The sequence below is a fragment of the Arcticibacter svalbardensis MN12-7 genome (assembly GCF_000403135.1).
In the GTDB taxonomy this organism is placed as follows: Bacteria; Bacteroidota; Bacteroidia; order Sphingobacteriales; family Sphingobacteriaceae; genus Arcticibacter; species Arcticibacter svalbardensis.
In genome coordinates this window covers 41,941-68,049 of sequence record NZ_AQPN01000143.1, presented here as the reverse complement: position 1 = coordinate 68,049, position 26,109 = coordinate 41,941, and the positions used below count along the sequence as shown (strand labels likewise).

The following is a 26,109-nucleotide window of genomic DNA, read 5'->3' as shown; positions in this document are numbered from 1 at the left end:
GTTTTAAACCTATTTATATACAGTGTACATGATTATGCAACGGTTTGATAATAAAGTCAGTTATTATAATCAAACAAAACCTTAAGTCTTACTGTATAACCTACATGCCTTTAAGTACCCAAATTGCTTATCTTTTTATCTTAGCTATCCCCATAGCTTGTATTGCCTGGACTGTCACACATGAAGAAGTGTTCAGAGAACCCAGAGAGTTTTGTGTTAAATGCAGTGAGGAAGGAAAATCGTTGTTTCGAAGGAAGTTTTTTTACCTTTTTACCTGCGAGTACTGCTTTAGCCATTATGTAACCGTTTTTATACTGATCCTAACGGATTATAAGTTGATCATGATGGATTGGAGAGGGTACATCATAGCCGGATTTGCACTGGTATGGATCGCCAATCAATACATGAGTTTGTATGGTTACCTCAGGATTGACCTAAAAAAGGAAAAGATTATTGCGAAAAAGGAAGAACAGGATCTGGATGAAACTAAACCTTAATAATGATATTTTTTCGATACATAGGCCATAATAGCAGTAAAAAGAATAAAACGAAGCTAATGGCCCATGCCAATGAAGCAATACCGGGAGATAACCAGGAACTGAAAAACGTTTGATATAACCACGTTCTTGAACTTACTTCTTCTCCATTTACATTTACCATAATGATGCTCATCGATTTCGCTATCATAGCGGATAAGAAGAATACAGTAATAGCATTAACACCATAAGCCACAAATACACTGGTCCACTTTTTAAAGCCCTGCACATCGATTAACCAATAGAGTAGGCCTAACATCATAGAAGCCAATCCTCCGCAATAGAGTACATAAGAACTTGTCCACAGTGATTTATTTATGGGAAAGGATAAACCCCATGCCATACCAACTAGGAAAGCGATGAAGCCAAAGCTAAAGAGCCAGGCAGTTTTTACTTCGGATGATTTGGTAGTGCTTTTTAAAATGCTTCCCATTAACATACCAAATATTCCCGTTGCAACTGCAGGAATGGTGCTTAAAACACCTTCCGGATCCCAGGTAATGGATTGTACCCAGGTGTGATGTTCTGTTAGGATCAGTCTGTCCAGCCAAGCCGCCAAACTGGTTTCCTTTCCCATGTTTGCTGGACCTACTCCAGGGACTGGTACGAATGTCATGATGATCCAATAAAAAATAAGGATCCCCAGCATAACATAGTATTGCGTCTTAGGCTTTGTTTTTATAAAAAGCACTGCACAGATGAAATATATAATTCCGATCCGTTGCAGGATTCCTAGTATTCGTACAGTTTCAAGATTAAACTTTGGAAAAAAGGCTAAGAACAGACCAAGAAGAAATAATATAGATCCTCTCTTAAAGGCTTTAATCAGTAAAGGAGTATGGTTAGTTGTGTCTTCTGTTTTAGATTGAAGGGCATAAACAATGGCGACACCTACAATAAAAAGGAAAAAGGGGAATACCAGGTCAGTAGGTGTGCATCCATTCCATGCTGCATGCTCCAGAGGGGAGTAAATGTGCCCCCAATCGCCTGGGTTATTCACTAATATCATAGCGGCTACGGTAATGCCTCTGAATACGTCTAAGGAAAGGAGTCTTTTACTAGGTGCTGACATGGTTGTTGGGTTGTTTACGATGAGTAATTTCAAATATATGCGTTATGATGCGTGTTTTAAATAGATAATTAAAACAATTATGGATAAAATTGTATTGAGGCAATATATAGTAAAAACTAACCATATTTTAGAGGAATTCATCAGTGAAAACCAATAGTCGTATATCTTTTTAAATAAATCTGTAAGGAATCTAACATTATTTATGATTTTCTGTGTGTGCTTGATTCATTAATTTTTACGTTGATATTAATGTTGATTTATTGCAAAGAATCAATTATTTATCAATTAAATGTTTCTAAACGTATTTTGGCAACCGTAATTTTTTTTTGGGGTTAAAATTTCAAATAAATATAGGAAAAGCTATTGGTTGAGCTGCTAATTGAGTCCATAATTGCATTATTTTGCTTTTTTACTATAAAAAAGCGCAAAATAATTGACTTTTATGATTTTTATAAATAGATTAGTATTTTAAACGCTCAATATTTGAAATAAACACACTTTTTAACTTGAAATCTTACTTAATTTTTAATTTCTATTGATTTTTAATATTCAATGTACCCACTTAAATATTTTAACAGTACTTTTTTCAACAACTACTTAACACTATCAAACAAATGAAGAAAACACTACTAATTTTAGTTTTAGGGCTCCTGTTTTATGCTAGCCCTATACTAGCACAACAAAGAGTCCTTGCCGGCTCTGTTTTACTTAATACGAACAAAACTCCTTTACCTGGAGTTTCCATAAACGTAGTAGGAACCAATAGAGGTACTCAAACCGGCCCTGATGGAAGGTTTACTATCCCAGTTGCTCCTAATGAGAAATTGCGTTTTGTTTACATAGGTTTCGAAAACTATGAAATGACCATTGGTACTCAAACAACAGTTACTGTTTTACTTAAAGAAGACGTGCAATCATTGGGAGAGGTAATCGTAACCGCAATGGGAATTCCAAGAGACAAAAAGGAGCTTGGTTATTCTGCTCAGGAAATCAATTCTACAGAAATTCTAAAAAACAAGGATCCCAATATTATCAACTCTTTAAATGGTAAGATTGCAGGTGTCAATGTAACTAATTCAGGGGGGGCACCTGGTTCCTCAGCATCAATTGTTATTCGAGGGGGAACATCCTTAGAAGGTAATAATCAGCCTTTATTTGTGATTGATGGTATGCCAATGGATAACTCAACCGGACAGGGTGATAATAGTGCATTTGATGGATCTGTAAACATGGCAACTACTAATAGTAATCGTGCAATGGACATTAATCCTGAAGATATTGAGTCTATGTCTGTGTTAAAAGGTCCGGCTGCTGCTGCCCTTTACGGTTTAAGAGCTGCTACAGGTGCTATTATTATCACTACTAAGAAAGGTAAGGAAGGAACGACATCTGTTTCTGTTACCTCCCGATTTATGACCAATTGGGTGAACAAGGTGCCTGAACAACAGAGTACTTATAAACAGGGATCTTCATATAATGGTGTATTTACAGACCAGAGTCCAAGGTCTTGGGGGAATAAATTTGAGCCAGGGGAGACCGTATATGACAATATGGGTGATTTCTTTCAAACGGCTCATGCGTATGATAATAGTTTCAATATCTCTGGTGGTTCTAAAAATGGCAATTTCTACTTGTCAGCTTCGAATCTGGATCAATCAGGAATTGTTCCGACAACTGATTTCAACCGAAGTACTGTGCGTTTTAATGCAGAACAGAAAAAAGGCATTTTTACATTTGGTGTAAATTCATCTTATTCAAAAAGTAAAACTCAAAAAACATTAACAGGAAGTGGACTATGGGGATCTAATGGGACGGGTTATATGGAGAGTATTATTGCCTGGCCGCGTAATGATGATATGTCTAACTGGTTAAATGCAGATGGTACGAAACGTCGTCTTCTACCTGATCTTTCTCTGGATGCAGATGCAGATAATCCAAATTGGCTGATTAATAAAAATCCGCAAACAGATGAAACTGACCGTTTAATTGGAACTGTATATACCAATATTAAGTTTGCAGATTGGTTTGATGTTACCTATCGTTTAGGAATTGATAATTATGTAACTGATTTTAATAGTTTAACTTCTCCTGGATCAAGTGTAAAAGAAGCATGGCAAAAGGGTATGTTATCGCAAACAACAAGAGATTATAGTTATCTGAATTCAAACTTAATGTTGAATTTTCATAAAACATTTAAAGAAGATTGGGATCTGAGCTTGCTTCTGGGAACTACTGCTGAAGATACGTATATGAAATCTAACTCGGCGAGGGCTGAACAGTTTACTATTCCCACTTTTGTTAGTCTGAATAATGCGAACAATGCAAACCGTTATTTTAATCAGACGAATACAAAAAGGCGTTTACTAGGTGTTTATGGCGATTTTCGTTTAGCGTATAAAGAGCTGTTGTTTTTGAGTGTAACAGGGCGTAATGACTGGTCATCCACTTTACCATTTCAGAACCAATCATTTTTCTATCCGTCATTTAGTGGTAGTTTCATCTTTACAGAGTTACTTCCTCAAAGCAGTCTATTATCTTTTGGAAAGCTTAGAGCGTCTTATGCTCAGGTAGGAAAAGATGCTCCTTCATACCAAACACAAACGTATCTTTTTGGCCCTGAATTAACTATTGGCGGAGGTTTTCGTAATGCATGGACCCGAGGGAATGATATCCTGAAACCTGAAACAACTACATCCATGGAGTTTGGTACAGATTTGCGTTTTTTGAATAACCGTATAGGAATTGATGCAACTTACTATGTGAACAGGAGTAAAGATCAGATTTTACAGCCACGTGTGAGTAATGCAACAGGTTATATTTTAAGCTATGTTAATATAGGAGAGATTGAAAATAAGGGTGTTGAATTTACGATTAATGCAAGTCCGATGAAGAACAGTAAACTTCGTTGGGATGTAAATTTAAATCTTTCACATAATGATGGGGTTGTTAAAGAACTTCCCGGTGCCTTGCCAATTTTATATGTAACCGATGTGCAGGTAGGAAATGCTAAAGCCGCATCATTCAATAAAGGGGACTTTATGGGATTAAGCGGTTCTAAATGGCAAACAGACGTAGACGGAAATTTACTCTTAGACTGGACAACCGGATATCCTTTAACGTCCACTCTTGCAACTACACCAGTAGGTAATCGCGAGCCAAAATTAATAGGTGGTTTGAATAACAGCTTCAGCTATAAAAATTGGAACTTATCATTCTTGTTTGACTTTCGTAAAGGAGGTGATATTTACAACGGTACTGAATATCTGCTAACTGCTTATGGATTAAGTAAAAATACCGAAGATAGAGGCAAGACAATTTCGTTTACAGGTATGGCTTTAAATCCAACTACAAAATTATATGAAAGCATTACCAAAGAAGTCGTAGCCGATGAAAAGTATTACAGGGATATCTATTCCAATAATGCTCCTTTCTTTATTGAGGAAGTGAACTGGCTTCGTTTAAGATCACTTTCTTTGGCTTACTCGCTTCCTGATCGTGTAATCAACAGAGCCAAATTCCTAAAAGGCGTTACTGTAACAGCTCAAGGCACTAATTTAATGCTGCTTACTAACTATTCAGGTATGGATCCTGAGACAAGTGCTGCAGGTGCAGGTGTAATTGGGTCAGGTTCTGTCGGTATTGATTATGCAGGTGTACCTGCTACTGCTGGATTTGCAATTGGTTTAAATGTTAAGTTTTAATTTTATTATTCATGAAAAAGATTTTATATATACTGGTTTTATCAGTCGTTTTCTCCTCTTGCAAGAAATGGCTGGACGTGAACGAAAATCCGGATAGTGCTAACTCAACTGTACCTACAGCTGAGCAACGTCTTCCGCCAATCCTTGCGCAATTTGCTGATGGTTACGAAAGTGCCGGAACTCGTGTGGCCTTTTTAAGTCAGCAATTAGCCGTTACATACGCTATAAATAATAACTGGAACTTTACCCGCTGGTATGCAAATGCCTCTAATTCAGGCTGGCCATGGCAAGCCTGGTATGTAAATACCGCTGTAAATATTGATCCAATGATTACGGCTGCTGAAGGTGTAGGTGCCTATCATTATATTGGTGTGGGCAAAATTATGAAGGCCTGGGGATTTGGAACACTATCCGATTTGTTTGGAATGCTTCCTTATGATGAATTTAATAATGTTACTATCCTCACTCCTAAGTTTGAAGATGGATCTTATGTTCAGGGAAAAGTTCTTGAATTATTAGATGAGGCAATTGTTGATCTAAAGAAAACTCAGGAGGCTGGCGCACCTGCTTTATCAGTAGGGGATATGCTGAATGGAGGAAGTACGGATAAATGGATCCGTCTAGCCTATGGCTTGAAAGCACGTTATTTAAACCATCTGACTAAAAAGGCCTCTTATGATCCTCAAGCGGTTTTAGATGCGTTAGCTAATGCACCTCAAATGGATGCTCAGAGTTCCATTTATCAATATATTGATGAGGGAGCAACAGTTACTTCTACAAGTAAACAGGCTCTTCAATATACCAATTTTAGTACTACGGCTCGGGTGACTAAGTTGTATTATGATTATCTGACCAACAATTATACAGGTGCTCCAACAGGTGCCACTAATGTGCAAGATCCAAGATTAGATACCCTTATTCCGAGATCACAAAATAGTGCAGGAGTATTGGTTCGGTCTGCTTTGGTAGATATGCAATCTGTATTACCCAAAACAGGGCCTATAGATTATAGCTATTCCAAAAACACGGCGTCAAATAAGGATTCCATTTACGTTCAGATGCGTAAAAATCCACTTTTACCAACAGCAGGACAAAGGATTTTATCTACAGGTAGCTGGTATACTCAAAAAGGAGGTAAAGGACTTCTTTTAACAAATGCAGAGATGCGGTTTATTGAGGCTGAGGTTAAATTCAGACAAAACCAACCGGCTGCCGCACTAACAGCTTATAAAGCAGGGATCCGCTCACATATGACTATTATGGGTATTGCTTCTGCTAAAATTGAAGCCTATTTAAGCAGTTCATCCGTGGTTCAGATTCCTGGAAATCTGACATTGAGTCAGATTATGATTCAGAAATATATTGCTTTATCTTATTCTCCTGAAGTGTTTTCTGATATAAGAAGGATGAATTATTGCGCAGATGCAAGTGGTAATTACAATGAGTCTACAGGGATTTACAAAGGATTTAATCGCCCATCTCATGTGTATATAGAAGCTTATCCGAATGCTACAGATTGGCCACGTAGGTTTGCAATTCCAAGCTATGAGATTAATTATAACATTGAACAAGTGTTGAAAGCTAATCCAAATGCATCTAATTCTACTTATATAAATGAACCAATATGGTGGGATAAACCATAAGTTACTGTTATCATGTAAAGAGCAGGGGTCTTATGCATGGTTTAGACCCTTCTCTTCACATTTTTATTTAATTAAAGCACAAAAAATGTGCTATTTGGTATGTTATTATTCACTATCTTGCTTTTCGATGACAAATTAAATGTTTCTAATCGCAGAACGTGTATAAAAATCTCAAACCAATGAAAAAATTAACCTACACATTGTTTTTATGTCTTTTAGTGCAATTTGCTACTGCACAGCAATCAGATGGTGAACCTTTATATAGTGTTCGTGATGTGATGAGTTTTCTTAAAAGCAAGTCGATGAATTCAAAACAATTAAGGAGTGGAATCTTATCGGAATTCACCAAACAACCAGAAGGGATTTTTGCAGTTGCACTTAAAGACCTGGATACCGGTGAGAAATTCTTCATCAATGAGTTTGACTCCTTTCCTGTTCTGAACGCTAAGAACAACATAAATACAACAGCTTATGACCTGATGGTCGCTACAGAAAAACTAAGTAATGGTGAAAGCGTCAGCAATGAAGCTTCTGCAGAGATGGTCAAGGTATTGATGAAACAGCATCATAAAAATAACGATTCAGGAATCATTGTACTTCCTGATGGAAGACGTTATCTGCTTGTTCTATTATCCCGCGGCACAGATGAATATGCCTGCTCTCAAACATTGGCTTCAGTTTCTCACCTTATTCATACCTATATTCAAAATAAACATCGAACTCAATAGCAAAAATTTTATATGGAAACAGCCATTGTATTAACATCCGGCTTATTGAATACCATGGATGCTAAAACCGCACATGGTCTTATCAGAGAAAGCAACAGATTTAAAATTATTGGCATAGTTGATCACCTGCAGGCCGGAAAGGATGCAGGTGTAGTGCTGGATGGTACCCATCGGGACATTCCGGTTTTTGGAACTATTCAGGAAGCGCTACACTTAAAGCCTGTTTATTGTATTGTTGGTGTGGCTACATCAGGTGGCGTTTTCCCTGAAAGTATGCTGGATGATGTTCGATTCGCTATTGAACATCAGATATCAATAGTAAATGGCTTACATGATTACCTATCGGAACGTCCCGATATCCGTGATCAGGCTGCTGCTCATCAGGTCAGATTAATTGATATCAGGAAACCTAAACTAAGAAAAGATCTTCATTTCTGGACAGGGGAGGTACTTCAGATGAAAACTCCTGTAGTGGCGGTTATTGGTACGGATTGTACACTGGGTAAGCGCACCACAACACGTCTTTTGCTTTCTGCCAGTATTCAGGCAGGAATGAATACACAAATGATCTATACCGGACAAACAGGTTGGCTTCAAGGCGGAAAACATGGCTTTATCTTTGACTCCACATTGAATGATTTTGTATCAGGTGAACTGGAAAATGCAATCCTAACGTGTAATAAGGAAACCAATCCTGATGTTATTTTGATTGAAGGACAGTCCGCATTGAGAAACCCCAGTGGTCCTTGCGGTTCCGAATTGCTGATCTCAGGAAATGCCAAACATGTAGTGCTGGTTCATTCTCCTAAAAGAACCTATTACGATCATATTCCCGAATGGGGTAAAATTCCTTCACTGGAAACAGAGATAGCACTTATATCCCTTTATGGCTCAAAAGTGCTTGCCATAGCCTTAAACACAGAAAACTGTTCGGCAGAAGAAGCTGAAGAATATAAACAAAGTTACGAGACCCAATTCAATATTCCGGTGTTATTGCCACTTACTGAAGGATGCGACAGGATTGTTCCGCTTCTTCAGGCTTTGAAATTAGATGCCCAGGTTGCCTAAAACTTAACGTATACATGAACATTAAATCCATAAAGGCTTATAGTAAAAATCTTGCGGTTAAAAGACCTTATACCATTGCCCGAAATACCGTATCGGATGCTGAGATCGTATTCTTTGAGGTTGAACTGATGAATGGCATGGTTGGTATTGGATCTGCCAATACGGATGTGGAAGTGGTGAACGAAACCGCTTCACAGACCTTAGATAACTTGCAATCAGATTTGGTTGCAGAGCTAGTAGGTAAAGATATTCGCTTGTTTCTATCCCTTATAGCACGTTACAGGCGTGATTTCTTTGCTTTTCCAGGTACACTTGCTGCCCTGGATATCGCTTTACATGATGCCTTTGGGAAGTATCTGGGTGTTTCTATTCTGGATTTTTATGGCCGGTATCATCAAAAAATGGTCACCTCTGTGACCATTGGAATTAAAGGGGTTGCAGAAACTCTGGAGGAAGCTAAAGAATATTATGATAGCGGGTTCAGGGCGTTGAAGGTTAAAACCGGATTAAATGTGCTGGAAGATGCAGAGCGAATTATCATGCTTAGGGAAAAGTACGGTGATTATTTCCACATTCGTGTAGATGCCAATACAGGTTATAATCCTGCTCAATTACAAAAATTCATCGACCTTACCGTAGAACAAGGGGTAGAGCTGATTGAACAACCTTTCCTTCCCGGCAAGGAAAATGATCTCCTGGACTTTCCTGCTGAGGTTAGGAATCGCTTGGCGGCTGATGAATCATTAAAGAATGCCCACTCTGCTTTAACCTTATTGCAACATCGCCCTTATGGAATCTATAATATTAAATTAATGAAATGCGGAGGTTTGGTTGGTGCTTTTGAAATTGCCAACATAGCCCGTCCAGCTGATATCGATTTATTCTGGGGATGTAATGACGAGAGTATGATCAGCATTACTGCTGCTCTCCATGCTGCTTTTTCTTGTCCGAATACCCGTTATATTGACCTTGATGGTAGTCTTGATCTCGCTGAAGATGTTGTAATAGATGGCTTTACACTTCAGGATGGATTTATGTTCCCTAATGATAAACCCGGCTTAGGATTGACTTTGCTTTAAACCCTTTTTATGATTGAACCTGAACTAAAACGTACCATTACCAGACTGCCGGCAATTCTACTGGTAGTGAGTTCTATTATAGGATCTGGTGTTTTTAAAAAGATAGCACCGATGTCGGATGCCCTGCAATCACCCTGGCTCATCTTAGTGTGCTGGCTGGTAGCCGGATTGATCAGCTTGATCGGTGCACTATGCACTGCCGAACTCGCTGCAATGATGCCTGGTGCCGGTGGGGAATATGTTTACTTTAAAAAAATATACAGCAGGTTCTTCTCGTTTCTATTTGGCTGGGGCAACCTGACCGTCATGAAATCTGCCACCATTGCAGCTCTGGCTTATATCTTTTCTCAATCCTTTAATTCACTGGTTCCTCTTCCTGATATTTCGTTTACTGGATTAGGGACAGTCGGCAGTAACGTCAGTGTGAAGTTAATTGCTACTTGTCTCATTGTACTGCTGAGTTATATTAACCATCGGGGAGTAGTGCTTAGTGCCAAACTAAGCCGCTACTTTATTATTAGCATCGTACTGGTGATCCTGAGCTTTGTGATCATGACCCTTTTCTCTGGAAAAGGAAGTGTGGAGAATTTCCACCATGAGGGAACTGTACCTGGTGGTTGGCAATTGGTGACTGCTCTTTTTGCTGCCTCATTAAGTGCTTTCTGGGGATATGAAGGCTGGAATAATATTGGCTATTTAGGAGAAGAAGTGAAAAATCCACAGAAGAACCTTCCTATTGCGCTCTTTATGGGGACGATAATTGTGATCGTTCTGTATTTGCTGGTCAATTCCGTTTACCTCTATGTGTTGCCTGTAGAACAGTTGGCGGCCATCAATCATGGTATCAATCAGATTGCTGCTGTTGAGGTGGCTCGTGTAATTAGTGGAAATATTGGTGCTATAGTTTTGTCCTGCCTCATTTTGCTGACCACTTTTAGTTGTACCAATAGTACGATACTGATGTCCGCCCGTATTTTTTACGCAATGGCACGTGATGGTTTATTTTTGAAAAGTGCAGGTAAGGTTCATTCTATTTTCCAAACCCCTTCAAGAGCAATAATGTGGCAGGCTATGTGGTCTTTGGTCCTTTTGTGGTCAGGGAATTTTGATCAGTTAACGGACCTGTTAATTTTCGCATCCTTTATTTTTTATGGTGCCAGTGCCTTTGGTGTGCTTCTTCTCCGGAAAAAGGAACCCGATGCGCATCGCCCCTATAAAGTGATTGGTTATCCTGTTTTGCCCATTATATTTGCTACTTTTTGTCTGATGCTGGTCGTGGTTACCATTGTGCAAAAGCCGGTGCAATCAAGTATTGGTCTGTTCCTTATTTTTTCTGGTATTCCCGTATATATGTATTATACCCGAATGATAAAACCCGAATCGTAATAATTGATTCAAATTTAAATAAGTATGATCCTTAAATATTCCTATTTCTTAGCCATTTTCCTGGTCTGTGCGCAGGTATCTCCTGCACAGGAAAGGGCAGATCGGAAAGTAAATTATTATACACCCACTGATCAGCATGATCAAACGGCTTCTATCTTGAGTACCATTCCAGCCATCGACAGTATATATCAGGTTTATCAGGACAAATATCATCTCCCTGGAGTTGCTTATGGTATTATCTATAATGGTAAATTAATTTATTCCGGCAATAGGGGATATAGTAACCTGGATAAAAAATACGCGGTTAGTGGTCAATCCGAATTCAGGATTGCATCCATGACTAAGAGTTTTGTAAGTACCGCTATATTACAATTGAGGGATGCAGGCAAGATCAGGTTGGATGATCCGGCCTATTTGTATATTCCAGAGCTTAAAAATCAGCATTATTTAACTACTGATGCGCCGGTAATTACGATCCGTAATCTGCTGACACATTCTGCCGGATTTCCTGAAGATAATCCGTGGGGCGACCGTCAGCTTGATATCTCTGATGAAGAGCTGCTGACGATGATTAAAAAAGGGATCAGCTTCTCTAATGTTCCTGGAATTTCATACGAGTACAGTAATATGGGTTTTGCGCTATTGGGAAATATCATAAAAAAGGTATCTGGTTTGACTTACGAAGAATACATCAATAAAAATATCTTACAACCATTGGGTATGAACCAGACCTATTGGGAATATACTAAAGTTCCTGAAAAACAGCTGGCTCATGGTTACCGCTGGATAAATGAGAAGTGGGTTGAACAGCCTCTGTTACATGACGGGGCATATGGTGCCATGGGTGGAATGATTACTTCCATGGAAGACTTCTCCAAATATGTATTATTTCATCTCTCTGCATGGCCTGCATCGGATAGAAAAGAAACAGGACCCCTTAAAAGAAGTTCAGTGAGAGAGATGCAGCAGCCTTGGGTGTTTAACAATCTGAATGCTGAATTTACTTATGAAAGAGGGAACAGAGTGTCACCTATGACATCTGCTTATGGTTATGGATTGAGGTGGTCGAAAGATGCAGATGGGAGAACGACGGTTGGTCACAGTGGAGGGTTACCCGGCTTTGGCAGTAACTGGATGATCATGCCTGATTATGGTTTAGCGATCATCACTTTTAGTAACCACACTTACGCTCCCTGTACCGTAATTAATAATAATGTCCTGGATGCCCTTATTCAGCTAGGTAAACTGGAACCGCTAAAACATGCGACATCTTCTATTTTGCAACAGCGCGTAAGTGAACTTCTTAAGCTGCTACCTGAATGGAAAGATGCAGAGCGATCTGGTCTATTTGCTGAGAATTTCTTCCTTGATTATTATACTGATGCATTAAAACAGGAATCGCTTGCCTTATTTCAAAATATGGGGAAAATAAAGGGTATCAAATCTATTATTCCGGAGAATAATCTAAGAGGAGCTTTTGTTTTGGAAGCTGAAAAGGGAAATATTTTGCTTAAAATAACGCTTACACCAGAAAATCCTGCCCTAATACAACATTATGAAATGCAGGAGATTAAATAAATGAATGGAATGCACATAAAAAAGCATTCCATTCATTTCAAACTCTATTTATGCAGTAAGTTCTGTTGCTTTTTCATTCCATTAAAAATTAATAATATGAAATATAGTATAGTTATCTTCTTGTTTTGCAATCTACTCTGCTCTGAGGTCTATTCTCAAAGTCAGCATACCCGCAATGAACAATGGCTAAAAGAGAAAAGTAAAGTACAGAATGCTACCGTTCTCCTAAATAATCAAACCGCTGTAATTCCTATTCAAAACTTAGCTGATAATAAAATTGCTTGTGTCGTGTTCGATTCTAAGGGAGCAACAACATTTGATAGTACCTTGAATAATTACAGCAAAGTAACCCTTTTTAATAGAACCGATAGCACAACATTGGAAAGTTCAATGGCTGATCTGAGTTATGATCTGAAGTTTTACACTACTTTAATTATTCAACTTAATCCTAAACAGCTAGCGGATAAAAATGTACATCGTTTCATACAGGATAATCAAATAAACAAACAGGTTATTCTGGCTGTTTTTGGTGATGTGCAATCTTTGACAAGTCTGGAAGCAATCCATATACCTATTATCTGGACCGCCAAACAATCAGATGCCTCAGCTAATTATGTAGCGCAGGTTATATTTGGAGGAATGCCCGCTGTGGCCAGACTCCCAAAAAATGTTTCAGCAAAGTTTACAAAGGGTGCTGGTTATACTACTAGTATCACACGTTTAAGTTATACCGTACCCGAGGAACTTGGAATTAATGTCGAAGACCTCCAGAAGCCTATTAATGAAATTATGACTGAAGCAATCACACAACGAGCAACTCCAAGTGCAGTTTTAATGATTGTCAAAGACGGTAAGGTGATTATGAATGAGGCTTTTGGGACTCATACTTATGATGAAGGAGCACTGCCTACCAAAAAAACTGATATTTATGATCTGGCATCGGTGACTAAAGTTACAGCTACAACACCTTCCGTGATGCGCCTATATGAACAGGGAAAATTGAAATTAGATAGTTTAGTCAGTCTGTATATTCCGAAAACAAGGGGAACCAATAAACAGAATACTCCGGTAAGGCAAGTGATGTTGCATGAAGCCGGTTTCACTCCTTTTATCCCCTTCTTTAATGATATAAAACCAAATGATTTCAGGAGAGATTCTTCTGCAGCCTATCCTATAGCAGCTTCTGAACATTACTATTTTCGTAAAGATTATTTTAAGGATGTCATGTGGCCAAAGATGCTCAACTCAGCGTTAAGGGATACAGGTAAATATGTATACAGTGATTTGAGCATGTATTTTATGAAAGAAATTGTAGAATCCCTGGCAAATGATCACCTCGAAAATTATGTGCAAAAAAACTTCTATAAAGGTTTAGGAATGCAGCGCGCCGGTTACAATCCCCTTTATCGATTTCCAAAAGATGCTATCATTCCAACTGAGGTAGATACTTTATTCCGGGATACCTTATTGTTGGGATATGTGCATGACCCCGGTGCTTCTATGGTTGGTGGCATCTCCGGACATGCCGGATTATTCAGTTCCTCCACCGATCTGGCCATATTTTATCAGATGTTGCTCAATGGTGGAACGTATGGCGGAATACAATATTTTAAGCCAGAAACGGTGGCACTATTTACTTCTAAGCAATCCAGAACAAGTAGGAGAGGTCTTGGCTTTGATCGCAGTGACCTTAAAATTAAATATCCATCTGAACTGGCGTCCGCGAATACCTTTGGTCATACCGGGTACACAGGAATACGGGTATGGGTTGATAAAGATGTTAAACTGATCTATATTCTTTTAACAAACCGTGTTAATCCCGTTACTTCATCCAAGTTGTCAGATCTGAATACAAGTTCACGGTTGATGGATGCTATTTATAAGGCATTGCCTGAAAAAAGATAAGAGCTTAGCCTGTTTGGGGAGTTAATGTACTGTTTTGAGCAAGTAATTAGTTTAATTTGCAGCATTGTGCTGTTTTTAATTGAGAAATGATCTTATTATTGCAACTTAATGCAACATAAATCACTAAAAACGCATAATAACTTGCTTTATGTAGTCATAGTTTGTATATTAGAGGAGCGTTAATGATAATGCTATCTGTACGAAATAATTAAGGTGTCATCCGTTTGATTTAATCAGAAATGAAACAACTGTTTTTACTACTCTTTATTCTTTCAAATGCCTTTTTACACACGGCAAAATCAGCACCTTCTGATTCGCTCCTCTTGAAAAGATGCGATGTTTTGGTTGCTTATGTTAAAAATCAATTCGTGCCTGATGGAAGAACAGATATCTTTTCAACAGCATTTACAAATGACACCTTAAAGGTGGAAACCACCAATCAAGCTGCTTATGATCGATTGAAAGTGCTGATCGCTCAGGATAAAATTCCGGTTACGCTTATTGAAAATTATTTGCCAGCAAAGGAACTAAAGGATAAAGAGTTTGCTTTAGTGACCCTTTCCGTTGCAAATCACCGGGATAAACCAGCACATTCAGCTGAAATGGTTACCCAAACCTTATTAGGCACTCCCCTTCAAATCTTAAAACAATCCGGTGGTTATTACCTGGTAAGAACGCCCGATCGGTACATCTCCTGGGTGAGTAGTGCCGAAATAGAAACGATGACAGCATTTGCGTTTAACAAATGGAAGCAGGCTGAGAAAGTGGTTTATTTACCCGAATATGGACGTGCGTATACGGAGGCTTCGGATGGATCATTACCTGTTTCTGATTTAGTGGCAGGGGATATTTTAGAAGTACTTGAAAGTAAAGGAAAATATTTAAAGGTGTCTTATCCGGATAAACGTGTGGCCTATCTTGTCAGGAAAGATACAGCCCCCTATCAGAAATGGATTAGCCGTCCGGCTCCTGAAGCAAAACAAATCCTAAGTACTGCTGAACAATTCATAGGGATCCCATATTTATGGGGAGGAACCTCTGTAAAGGGGATGGACTGCAGTGGATTTACCAAAACGTGTTATTATCTAAACGGAATTATACTTGCCAGAGATGCTTCTCAACAAGCATTATATGGGGAAAAGGTAGAGATCTACGATCAGGACTCGCTTAGTATTCCCAAATGTATAGCTAATCTACAAGCAGGTGATCTGCTATTCTTTTCTCCGGGAGGGACAAAGGGCGTCAATCCACGCATTACACATACCGCCATATATATTGGAAAAGGGAAGTTTATTCAGGCTGCAGGATTAATCCGCATCAACAGTATGTTGAAAGATGACCCTGAATATGATGACTTCCAAAGTCGAAAGTTAGTGGCTGCCAGAAGAATCCTGAATTCAGTAGGCACACCAGGAATCAGTCGCATTGATCAACATGCTTTTTATCAAACATTATCGAAAAGACCATGAGTAGCAGAAGGAATTTTATTAAATCATCAGGCTTAATCACAGGAGCATCTATGGTATTGGGAACAAATAATCTATTTGCACAGGCTTCAGCTGAGTTTGCGGGAAAAGGAGAACTTACACTTACTTATAAGCCTTATACCTTAAATTTAAGGCATGCATTTAACTTGTCGAACAGTTCCAGGACAACTACTCCGGTAGTGCTTACTCAGTTAGCGTACAATGGTATGATTGGATATGGTGAGGCATCTATGCCTCCATATCTGGGTGAATCTCATGAAACCGTGCTGAAGTTCCTTGCAAAAGTAGATCTATCCAAGTTTGAAGATCCTTTTGAAATGGAGAATATTCTGAACTATGTAGACCAGATAGAAGAGGGTAATAAAGCAGCTAAGGCTTCTGTAGATATCGCACTGCATGATCTGGTTGGAAAAATCATGAAACAACCCTGGTACAAGATCTGGGGATATGATCCGTCAACCACACCAAATACGTCCTATACCATCGGGATTGATACGCCGGAGGTGGTGCGGATTAAAGTGAAAGAAGCAGATCCCTATAAAATTCTAAAGGTAAAGTTAGGTCGCGATACCGATAAACAAATGATTGAAACCATCAGGGAAATTACCGATAAGCCACTTTGCGTAGATATCAATCAAGGCTGGAAGGATAAACAAATGGCATTGGATATGGCCCATTGGCTTCATGATAAAGGAGTGGTGTTTATTGAACAGGGGATGCCTAAGGAGCAGATTGATGATAACGCATGGTTAACTGAACATAGTCCTATTCCTACCATTGGTGATGAATCCGTACAGCGTTTGGATGATGTACTCAAGGCGCATCATGTATACAATGGAATCAATATTAAACTCATGAAGTGTACAGGCATGCGTGAGGCTCATAAAATGTTAACACTGGCCCGGGCATTGAAAATGAAAGTCATGATCGGATGTATGACCGAAACCTCATGTGCTATTTCTGCGGCATCACAACTTGCGCCCATGACAGACTGGGCAGATCTTGATGGTGCTTTGCTGATTAGTAATGATGTATATAAAGGGGTGACTATAGTGGATGGAAAAGTGACGCTTAATTCAAAGCCAGGTATTGGTATTGAAAAGATTTAATTCATGAGACGTAAAATTCTTTATCTTTTAGTGATTATTATGGTTGGATCAGGTATAAACAATGCAGTGTTATCTCAAACCAAAGAATCATGGCTTTATACTAAATTAGACAATCAAGCTAGTCCCGCGTTAAAAGACATACTTACCGATCCTGATCAGTACCGCGTTCAGGTGATCTATACCCGAATCGACCGGGATAAAAACAATAAACCTCATTTTACATCTTATCGTCTTTTTAAAAAGGATAGTTATTTTTACCCTGCATCCACGGTAAAACTTCCTACTGTGCTGCTTGCTCTCGAAAAACTGAATGAACTGCATGTTGCCGGTTTGGATATTCACGCTACGATGATTACCGATAGTGCCTTTACGCACCAGTTAAAGATTTCAAAAGATTCTTCTGCAGTGGATATGAAGCCTTCCATTGCGCAGTACATTAAAAAGATTTTTATTGTAAGTGACAATGATGCCTACAACCGGCTCTATGAATTCGATGGTCAGCAATATCTGAATGAAAAATTACAGGCCAAAGGATACAAAGATACACGGATTGTACACCGCTTTCAATATCCAATGACTGAAGAGGAAAACAAGCATACCAATCCAATATTGTTTTATAAAAATGATCAGTTGATTTATAAACAACCTGCTGCCTATAACACAAAAGCGAATGCTTCTCCAGACCCTATTCTGATCGGTAACAAACACGTAGATGCCAATGAGGTGTTAAAAGATGGTCCCATGGATTTCTCCCATAAGAACAATTTTCCCTTATCAGAACAGCAAACGATGCTGCGTGCGGTTATGTTCCCCGAATCGGTAGCTAAGAAAAAACGGTTTAACCTGACCAGGGATGATTATTCTTTTGTATATAAGTATATGTCCATGATGCCTGGTGAAAGTGAGGATCCTAAGTTCGATAAAAAAGAGTTCTTCGATACGTATGCTAAATTCTTTATCTATCGGGCAGACAAAAAACAAAAACCTGATTACATGCGCATATTTAGTAAAGCAGGATGGTCGCACGGCTTTCTAACTGATAATGCCTATATCGTCGACACCAAAAATAAGGTTGAATTCATGGTATCCGCTACGATCTATGTCAACAGTGACGGTATAGTGAACGATGATAAGTATGACTATGATGAAAAAGGGTACCCATTTTTTAAAGAAGTAGGGGAGATGCTTTATCAACATGAACTAAAAAGGGAAAGAAAATTTAAACCTGATTTCCGTAAGTTTAACCCTTAGTGTTATTGCGTCTTTATGCTGCAAGTATAAATAAGTCTGCAATTTGTTGCATATTCGTAAATTAGTTTGTAATTTCATATTGCAAACTAATTAATTAACCTAACAAGCTCCTTCATTTATGCTAATTTCGAGGATTATAAGATTTAGTTTAACTACTACCTTCTTGTTAATAGGTTTTCATGTAGCCTTTTCTCAAACCGATTCCCTTGCAGTTGTACAAGCGGACTGGTTTTCTACCAAAATCTCCAGAGGAGTAGTGCTAAAACGTGCAGCATTCGCTAAATCATTATTTGGCTCAAATCAATATATTAGTATTCTGGAAGTTAAACAAAAACGCCGTTTAGCTTTAGATTTGGCATATGAAGAGTCACTGCTGCGTTCAACCAGTGACTTTGGTCAGTCTAATAAGGCACTGGCGGCAATCAACGGTACTTTTTTTGATGTTGCAAAAGGAGGATCTGTTGATTATATTAGATCTGACGGAATGATAATCAGCACGAATCGGTTGAATAAGACCAATCAGCGTGCCGTACATCAAAAAGGTGCAGTAGTGCTACAGCATGGTAAATTGGATATACTAAAATGGGATGGATCTCCCGATTGGGAAAATAAAATAGAAGCTGAGGATGTGATGTTAAGCGGTCCCATTTTACTGCTGAACAAACAACCTGAGTTGCTGGATTCTGCGAGTTTCAATACCACCAGACACCCTCGCTCAGTCATAGCAAAAGGAAAGGGTAAAAAGGTCTATTTCATTGTTATCGATGGCAGAAGAGAATTAGCTGCCGGGATGTCCTTATTTGAAGTGCAAAATTTATTAAAATGGTTGAAATATAGTGATGGAATCAATCTTGATGGTGGAGGATCCTCTGCTCTTTGGGTTGACGGTCAAAATTTTAATGGAGTAGTTAGCTATCCCTCTGATAATAAAAAATGGGATCATGAAGGTCAGCGTAAGGTGGCCAATGCAATCCTTCTAAAGAAAAAATAATATGTTTAAAAAAGAAATCACACTGCTCCTCTCCGCAGTACTATTTGTAAGTGTTGCTACAGCTCAAATCTGTACAGGAGCTGATCAAACTGAAAAATATATCCCTTATCTCAAGGGAAAACGGATTGGTATGGTCGTTAATCCAACATCCATTATTGATGGTAAATCCAGTGTAGATAGTCTCCATAAACGAGGGGTAAATATTGTTAAAGTATTCGGTCCTGAACATGGTTTCCGAGGCGATGTTGGTGCCGGTGTTCATGTAGGGAACAGCGTAGATCCTGCGACCGGTATTCCTGTAATATCTTTATATGGTAAAAATGATAAACCTACCAAAGAAATGCTTGCCAATATCGACCTGATGATCTTTGATATTCAGGATGTAGGGGCAAGATATTACACCTATTTAGCAACCATGCACCGGGTAATGGAAGCTTGTGCAGAGAATGGCAAGGAATTGTTGATTCTTGACAGGCCAAATCCCAATGGTTACTTTGTTGATGGTCCTGTATTGGATATGAAGCTTAAATCAGGGATTGGGTACCATCCAGTACCCATTGCACATGGTATGACTGTAGCCGAATATGCTCAAATGCTGAATGGTGAAGGTTGGTTGGCGAATGGCATTAAATGCAAGATCAAGATTATCCCTATGACCAATTACAGGCATGATACCCCTTATGTATTGCCTGTAAACCCATCTCCAAATTTGAATACGAATCAATCCATTTTATTATATCCTTCACTTTGTTTGTTTGAAGGTACAATTATCAGTCAGGGCAGAGGTACTATGTTCCCGTTCGCTGTTTTAGGGAACCCTGACTTAAAAGGCAAGTATTCCTTTTCCTTTACACCCTTAGCCATAAAGGGGATGAGTGAAACTCCCTTATTCAAAGATGTAACCTGTTATGGATTGGATCTCCGCAAATACGATGTGAAGAAACTTCGTGCGAGTAAGAAAGTAAACCTGGGTTGGCTTATTGAAATGTATAAAAGTTACCCTTATAAAGATAAATTCTTTGATTTTACTCAAAGTAAACAAATGGGCAACTTTGATAAGCTGGCAGGTACTTATGATCTAAAGAAGCAGATTGTTGCAGGATTGTCTGAGGAGGAAATAAGGAAAAGTTGGGAGCCTGAATTGAGTGTTTTTAAGAAAATGAGGGAAAAGTATCTACTTTATAAGTAAAATAAAGGTAAATTCTGAGGTTTTTTCTTTGTTTTATTATTAGATATTGAGGTTTTATGTATTTTTAATGCGTTTTCTTGCAATAATTTATCTAGATTATCAAAAACATGTAATTGCAACTTAATAAAAGTCATATATTCGCCTATGAAAATAAAGAACGCAGAATAGTATTCAATAATGCTTGTTTGTGCATTATTAAATTTAATATAACAGGAAAATGCAAAATTATTTTATTCAGTATTCAAAAACAATTAATTTAAAAAAACAGGTATGAAAAAATGGCTACTTACATTTATGGCCCTCATCATGGTAACTGTACAAATTATGGCACAGCAGAAAACTGTGACTGGAAAAGTTACATCTGCCGATGACGGAAGTCCATTGCCGGGCGTTTCTGTAAAAATAAAAGGGACAACTTTAGGCACAAGTACTGGTGTTGATGGTAATTACACCATACGTGTCAATCTTGGTCAAGTTCTTGTTTTTACATTTATTGGTTCTGCCACTCAAGAACAAATTGTAAAGGAAGCGAATCAAATTAATATCAAACTCGCTTCAAGTGCTAATTCCCTTAATGAAGTAGTAGTTGTCGGGTATGGTACACAAAAAAGGGCAAACCTCACAGGGGCGGTGTCAACAGTAAACACCGAACTTTTAGAAGCCCGTCCAATTACTGATGTTGGTCGCGGACTTCAGGGTGCAGTACCCGGATTAACAATAACCACTGCTACCGGTGATTTAGGATCTGACCCAAAAATACGACTTCGAGGAGTTACAGGTTCTTTAAATACAGGAACAACAGGAGCACAACCACTAATATTAGTGGATAATGTTGAAATTCCAAGCCTTCAAATGGTAAATCCGGATGATATTGAATCCATTTCGGTATTAAAGGATGCTGCATCGGCATCTATTTACGGAACTAGAGGTGCTTGGGGGGTAATCTTGATTACTACTAAATCAGGTAAAAAAGGTGCTGCTAATAAAATAACATATTCAAACAACTTAGCATGGTCTTCACCAACTAAACTTCCGGTCATGGCTAAAGCATCGGATAATTCAATAGCGTCTTTAGCAGCTATTCAGCGTTCAAATCCAAATGCTACATCTTATAGTGTAATCGGATACTCTGTAGATGCCGCTTCTATTGAAAAAATGAAGGAATGGGAATCATTATACTCGGGACAGGATTTAGGAAATGAAATGGTATTAGGTCGCGACTTCGATATCATTGGGGGTAAATTATACTTCTATCGTACATGGGATGCTGGTAAAATGTATATGAAGGACTGGACACCACAGCAAAAACATGATATAAATGTGAGCGGTGGAAGTGAAAAGACCAGTTATAATCTTGGTGTAGGTTTCCTTGGTCAGGACGGAATTCTAAAGGTTAATCCTGATAAAAATGATCGTTATAACTTAACGTTAGGTGTGAATTCGTCTGTAAAAGACTGGCTTGATGTGCGGGGTAAAGTAATATACTCAAATACGAAGACAGAAACCCCTTTCATTTATAGCGGTTCTCAATACGGTCCATTGTATTACCTCTACAGATGGCCATCTAATTATCCGTATGGAACTTATGATGGAAAACCATTTCGCGGAGCTATTGCTGAAGTTGAACAAGCCAAACTGGATGCAACAACACGATCACTATCCAGAATTTCAGTAGGGGGTACCTTGAAACCATTGAAAGGTTTAACCATTGATGGAGATTATACATACACAAATACGAATGAGCATTTGCATCAAACAGGTGGCCCAACCTATGCGTATGATTTTTGGTCTTTCAACGGTACTGCTTTAGATTATAAAAACTATCAAAGCGCTTCTTATAATAAAGCAAGGTATTATTCTTATTGGAACGAAATCAATACAGGAAAACTTTTTGCTACCTATAGCAAAGATATAAATGACCATTCCTTTAAGGCTATTGTAGGAGGGGATGCGGAATTGTACCGTGCCACATCTCAGTCTTCAGAAAGACGAAATCTGTTAGATGCTGGTTATGGTGAACTTCCTCTTGCGACAGGCGATCAGTTCGTTACAGGGTCTAATACACATTGGTCCACATTAGGCCTTTTTGGTAGGCTTAACTATGCGTACAAAAATAAATATTTGTTAGAAGCAAATGGCCGTTTTGATGGATCTTCAAGATTTCCTGTATCCGATTTGTGGGGTTTCTTCCCTTCGTTTTCAGCTGGGTATATCCTAACTGAAGAAGACTATATGGATTGGAGTAAATCAGTGCTTTCATTCTTAAAAATTAGAGGATCTTATGGATCAATTGGGAATCAATCAGTCGGTGAATACCGGTTTCTTCCCACAATGACAGTACCTGCTGCAGGGTCTGGATGGGTGATAAATGGTTCAAACCAGCCTACAATTGGCACTCCTGTTCCTTATTCTCCATCACTTACATGGGAGACCGTAAGCACAACCGATATCGGTGTAGATGCTAAATTCCTTAACGGGCAGTTAGGTGTCACATTTGACTGGTATAAGAGAACAACAAGTGATATGTTATCTCCCGGTGTAACCGTGCCTTCATCATTTGGAGATCTGGCGCCAGTTATTAATTTTGGTGAGCTACAAGCTAAAGGATGGGAACTTGCATTGGATTATAATCATCATTTCTCAAATGGGTTGAACATTAATTTGTCTGCTAATCTAGCAGACGCTACTGAAAAGATTACCAAGTTTTCTGGCGCTACACGATCTCTACCAGATCCAATTGCTGCTTTGAATAAAACCTATTATGAAGGAATGACACTTGGCGAGATCTGGGGCTATACTACAGACCGGTTATTTACAGCAGATGATTTCTCAGGTGTAAATGCAAGTGGTAAATACATCTACAAAGATGGTGTTGCTTCTCAGGCACAACTTGAAACAGGCTCTTTTTATTTCGGTCCTGGCGATGTGAAGTATATTGATAATAACGGTGATGGTGTAATCTATCAGGGTTCTAATACTGTAGATGATCATGGTGACAAAACGGTCATTGGTAATTCTACTCCCCGGTATCAGTATGGCTTCCGTCTTGGAGCTGACTTCAAAGGTTTCGATTTTGACATGTATTTCCAGGGAGTTGGAAAGAGAGAGCTTTGGGCTAGTGGTAATATAGTTTTTCCTGGATTTAGGGCCGCTGAAGGATGGTATGAGCATCAGATGGATTACTGGACACCTGATAATACAGACGCATTTTATCCAAGACCAGCTGATTATGGCGCAACAGTGGACAGATGGAATTTTCAACCGCAGACAAAATACCTGTTAAACATGGCATACTTGCGAATGAAAAATATTACATTCGGGTATACGCTTCCCAAAACAGTTACTCAGCGAATTAAGCTTGATCGCTTAAGATTATATTTCAGCGGTGAAAACTTATTAACATTTGATCATCTGAATGTACCAATAGATCCTGAAATTGATTTCAGTCAAACTCAGCTTGATTTAGACAGAGCCGGATTTGGCAGGGTCTACCCATATAGAAAAACGTTCTCTTTTGGACTTCAAGTAACATTTTAATTTTAGACGGAATGAAAACCAAGATATATATACTATTAGCTTTTGTTAGTACTCTGGCTTTTAGCTGTAAACAAACAGATGAATTCCTTACCAGGGATCCGTTGGATAAACTTACAGATGATACTTATTGGACAAGCGAAGGTAATGTTAGGACCTTTGCCTTTGGCTTTTATACGCAGAACTTCCCCGGATATGCGGCAGGTTTTGATCTTACATGGGGTGGCTATTTTTCTGGTGAAAGCCTAAATGATGACTTTGCGCCAACTACTCCAACAGTCTTAACTCGCAATGTTCCTGCAACTGCAAATTTGGTGGCTGATTGGAATTTCTCCTTTATCCGGAAGGCTAATTTATTTATAGACCGAATCAAGCAGGTGCCTATGTCAGACGAAGCAAAGAATAACTGGACCGGAGTTGGCAGATTTTTCAGAGCAATGGAGTATGCCAAAAAAGTCAGAAAGTATGGCGACTTTCCATATTATAATCAAGTCTTATCTGAAACAGATAATGCAGCTTTATATAAACCACGTGATTCCCGCGAGTTAGTCATGGACAGTGTTCTTGCCGATTTTAAATATGCAGTTGCAAACGTTAGAGCGGCTGATTTAACAACAGGGCCACAGGGATTAGTTGTAAATAAGTATGTTGTTTTAGCTTTTATGTCGCGTGTATTTCTTTTTGAAGGTACATGGCAAAAGTATCAAAAAAACAATATTGTTAAAGCTAATGAATATCTGGAAGCCTCTAAATGGGCAGCTAATGAAGTAATGAGCACTGGTCTTTTTGCAATTTCATCTGATTACAGAAAACTGTTTACTTCATTAGACTTGACCGGTAATACAGAGGTTATCATGTACAGAAGTTATCTTACTGGTATTATCACGCATAGTTTAAACAGTTATAATAATAAAGAGCCTCAAACTGGTGTATCAAAGAATGCTATTGAGTCTTATTTGGATAGCGTTGGTCTTCCCATTGGAATTTCTACATTGTACCAAGGAGATAAAACTATTAAGAATGTGATGGCACACCGCGATCCACGTTTGAAAATTACAATTGCTCCGCAGATTAGATTGAATGGGGTAATTGCAAATTATTCAAGTTCGGGTTATGCAACACAAAAATTCCTTAATGAGGATATAAAGGATTTAACTGAAGGTAACTCCAGCCTGAATACTACCGATGCTCCGGTAATCCGCTATGCAGAGGTGTTGTTGAATTATGCAGAAGCGTCAGCAGAATTAGGAACTCTAACCCAGGAAGATCTAAATAAGACAATAAATAAGATCAGGAAAAGAGCTGGTGTAAACATACCAGACTTGGGAGTAATTGGAACACAAGCTACTGCTAATGGTGTTGTTTATGACGATCCGAGCAGAGACTCATCAGTGTCCTCTATTTTATGGGAGATCAGAAGAGAGCGCAGAGTAGAGTTGATGATGGAGGGCTTTAGAAATGATGATCTTAGGCGATGGAAAAAATATACATATCTAGATACAAAGGTTAATGCCGATATTAATAGAGGAGCTTGGATTAAGAAAGCTGATTATCCTACATCAACACTTACTATTGAAAATTCTGCTTCGGAAGGCTACATCATTCCTGCACCAAAAACAGAATCTCAACGCATGTTTGATAATGCAAGAGTATATTTAACTCCAATTCCACAAGATCAGATTAAATTATATAAAGATCAGGGAGTTGAATTAACACAAAATCCAGGCTGGTAGTTGAAAATTAAAGACTTTACCGCTCTGTTATTATAACAGAGCGGTTTTTATATTAGTTAGATAGTAAAAAAAAGATGCTTTTTTTGTAACACTGCTATTTGACTCTAAAAAAAATACCT

General features: G+C 38.6%; 17 protein-coding genes. 16 read left to right on the top strand and 1 reads right to left on the bottom strand.

The window, feature by feature from the left end; genetic code table 11:
- Positions 1-104 precede the first annotated feature (104 nt).
- Positions 105-497 carry a hypothetical protein gene (locus ADIARSV_RS19075; protein WP_040300678.1) on the top strand — a complete coding sequence of 131 codons (393 nt, stop codon included), beginning with the start codon at positions 105-107 and terminating at the stop codon, positions 495-497.
- Here the strand turns inward: ADIARSV_RS19075 and ADIARSV_RS19070 are convergent.
- Positions 487-1,641: an acyltransferase family protein gene (locus ADIARSV_RS19070; protein WP_235048449.1), complete on the bottom strand. Its 1,155-nt coding sequence runs from the start codon at positions 1,639-1,641 to the stop codon at positions 487-489. The two genes, ADIARSV_RS19075 and ADIARSV_RS19070, sit on opposite strands and share 11 nt — an antisense overlap.
- A 581-nt stretch (positions 1,642-2,222) precedes the next feature.
- Between ADIARSV_RS19070 and ADIARSV_RS19065 the strand changes: the two genes are divergently transcribed.
- The 15 genes from ADIARSV_RS19065 (at position 2,223) to ADIARSV_RS18995 (ending at position 25,990) form a co-directional block, all read left to right on the top strand.
- Positions 2,223-5,309: a SusC/RagA family TonB-linked outer membrane protein gene (locus ADIARSV_RS19065; RefSeq protein WP_016197308.1), complete on the top strand. Its 3,087-nt coding sequence runs from the start codon at positions 2,223-2,225 to the stop codon at positions 5,307-5,309.
- Between the two features lie 11 nt (positions 5,310-5,320).
- Positions 5,321-6,952, top strand: a complete 1,632-nt coding sequence (locus ADIARSV_RS19060) for a SusD/RagB family nutrient-binding outer membrane lipoprotein (protein WP_016197307.1) — start codon at positions 5,321-5,323, stop codon at positions 6,950-6,952.
- Positions 6,953-7,131: 179 nt separating this feature from the next.
- Positions 7,132-7,680, top strand: coding sequence for a serine hydrolase (locus ADIARSV_RS19055; RefSeq protein ID WP_152439950.1), 549 nt, complete (start codon positions 7,132-7,134; stop codon positions 7,678-7,680).
- Positions 7,681-7,692: 12 nt separating this feature from the next.
- Positions 7,693-8,748, top strand: a complete 1,056-nt coding sequence (locus ADIARSV_RS19050) for a DUF1611 domain-containing protein (protein ID WP_016197305.1) — start codon at positions 7,693-7,695, stop codon at positions 8,746-8,748.
- Positions 8,749-8,762: 14 nt separating this feature from the next.
- Positions 8,763-9,827, top strand: coding sequence for a mandelate racemase/muconate lactonizing enzyme family protein (locus ADIARSV_RS19045; RefSeq protein WP_016197304.1), 1,065 nt, complete (start codon positions 8,763-8,765; stop codon positions 9,825-9,827).
- Positions 9,828-9,836: 9 nt separating this feature from the next.
- On the top strand, positions 9,837-11,213 hold the full coding sequence (locus ADIARSV_RS19040; protein ID WP_016197303.1) for an APC family permease: 1,377 nt from the start codon (positions 9,837-9,839) through the stop codon (positions 11,211-11,213).
- A gap of 24 nt (positions 11,214-11,237) precedes the next feature.
- Positions 11,238-12,791, top strand: a complete 1,554-nt coding sequence (locus ADIARSV_RS19035; RefSeq protein WP_016197302.1) for a serine hydrolase domain-containing protein — start codon at positions 11,238-11,240, stop codon at positions 12,789-12,791.
- Between the two features lie 96 nt (positions 12,792-12,887).
- Positions 12,888-14,696 carry a serine hydrolase domain-containing protein gene (locus tag ADIARSV_RS19030; protein ID WP_016197301.1) on the top strand — a complete coding sequence of 603 codons (1,809 nt, stop codon included), beginning with the start codon at positions 12,888-12,890 and terminating at the stop codon, positions 14,694-14,696.
- Positions 14,697-14,935: 239 nt separating this feature from the next.
- Complete coding sequence (locus ADIARSV_RS19025; RefSeq protein WP_016197300.1) at positions 14,936-16,165, top strand: C40 family peptidase; 1,230 nt, start codon at positions 14,936-14,938, stop codon at positions 16,163-16,165.
- Positions 16,162-17,292, top strand: coding sequence for a dipeptide epimerase (locus tag ADIARSV_RS19020; protein WP_016197299.1), 1,131 nt, complete (start codon positions 16,162-16,164; stop codon positions 17,290-17,292). The genes ADIARSV_RS19025 and ADIARSV_RS19020 overlap by 4 nt, the downstream gene beginning before the upstream one ends.
- Before the next feature lie 3 nt (positions 17,293-17,295).
- Positions 17,296-18,543, top strand: a complete 1,248-nt coding sequence (locus ADIARSV_RS19015; protein ID WP_152439949.1) for a serine hydrolase — start codon at positions 17,296-17,298, stop codon at positions 18,541-18,543.
- 163 nt (positions 18,544-18,706) lie between these two features.
- Complete coding sequence (locus tag ADIARSV_RS19010; RefSeq protein WP_016197297.1) at positions 18,707-19,534, top strand: phosphodiester glycosidase family protein; 828 nt, start codon at positions 18,707-18,709, stop codon at positions 19,532-19,534.
- Between the two features lies 1 nt (position 19,535).
- The gene (locus tag ADIARSV_RS19005) at positions 19,536-20,723 is read left to right on the top strand and encodes an exo-beta-N-acetylmuramidase NamZ family protein (RefSeq protein WP_016197296.1); all 1,188 of its coding nucleotides are present in this window, start codon (positions 19,536-19,538) and stop codon (positions 20,721-20,723) included.
- A gap of 270 nt (positions 20,724-20,993) precedes the next feature.
- Positions 20,994-24,260 carry a SusC/RagA family TonB-linked outer membrane protein gene (locus tag ADIARSV_RS19000; RefSeq protein ID WP_016197295.1) on the top strand — a complete coding sequence of 1,089 codons (3,267 nt, stop codon included), beginning with the start codon at positions 20,994-20,996 and terminating at the stop codon, positions 24,258-24,260.
- An 11-nt stretch (positions 24,261-24,271) separates the two neighbouring features.
- The gene (locus ADIARSV_RS18995) at positions 24,272-25,990 is read left to right on the top strand and encodes a RagB/SusD family nutrient uptake outer membrane protein (RefSeq protein ID WP_016197294.1); all 1,719 of its coding nucleotides are present in this window, start codon (positions 24,272-24,274) and stop codon (positions 25,988-25,990) included.
- Positions 25,991-26,109 lie beyond the last annotated feature (119 nt).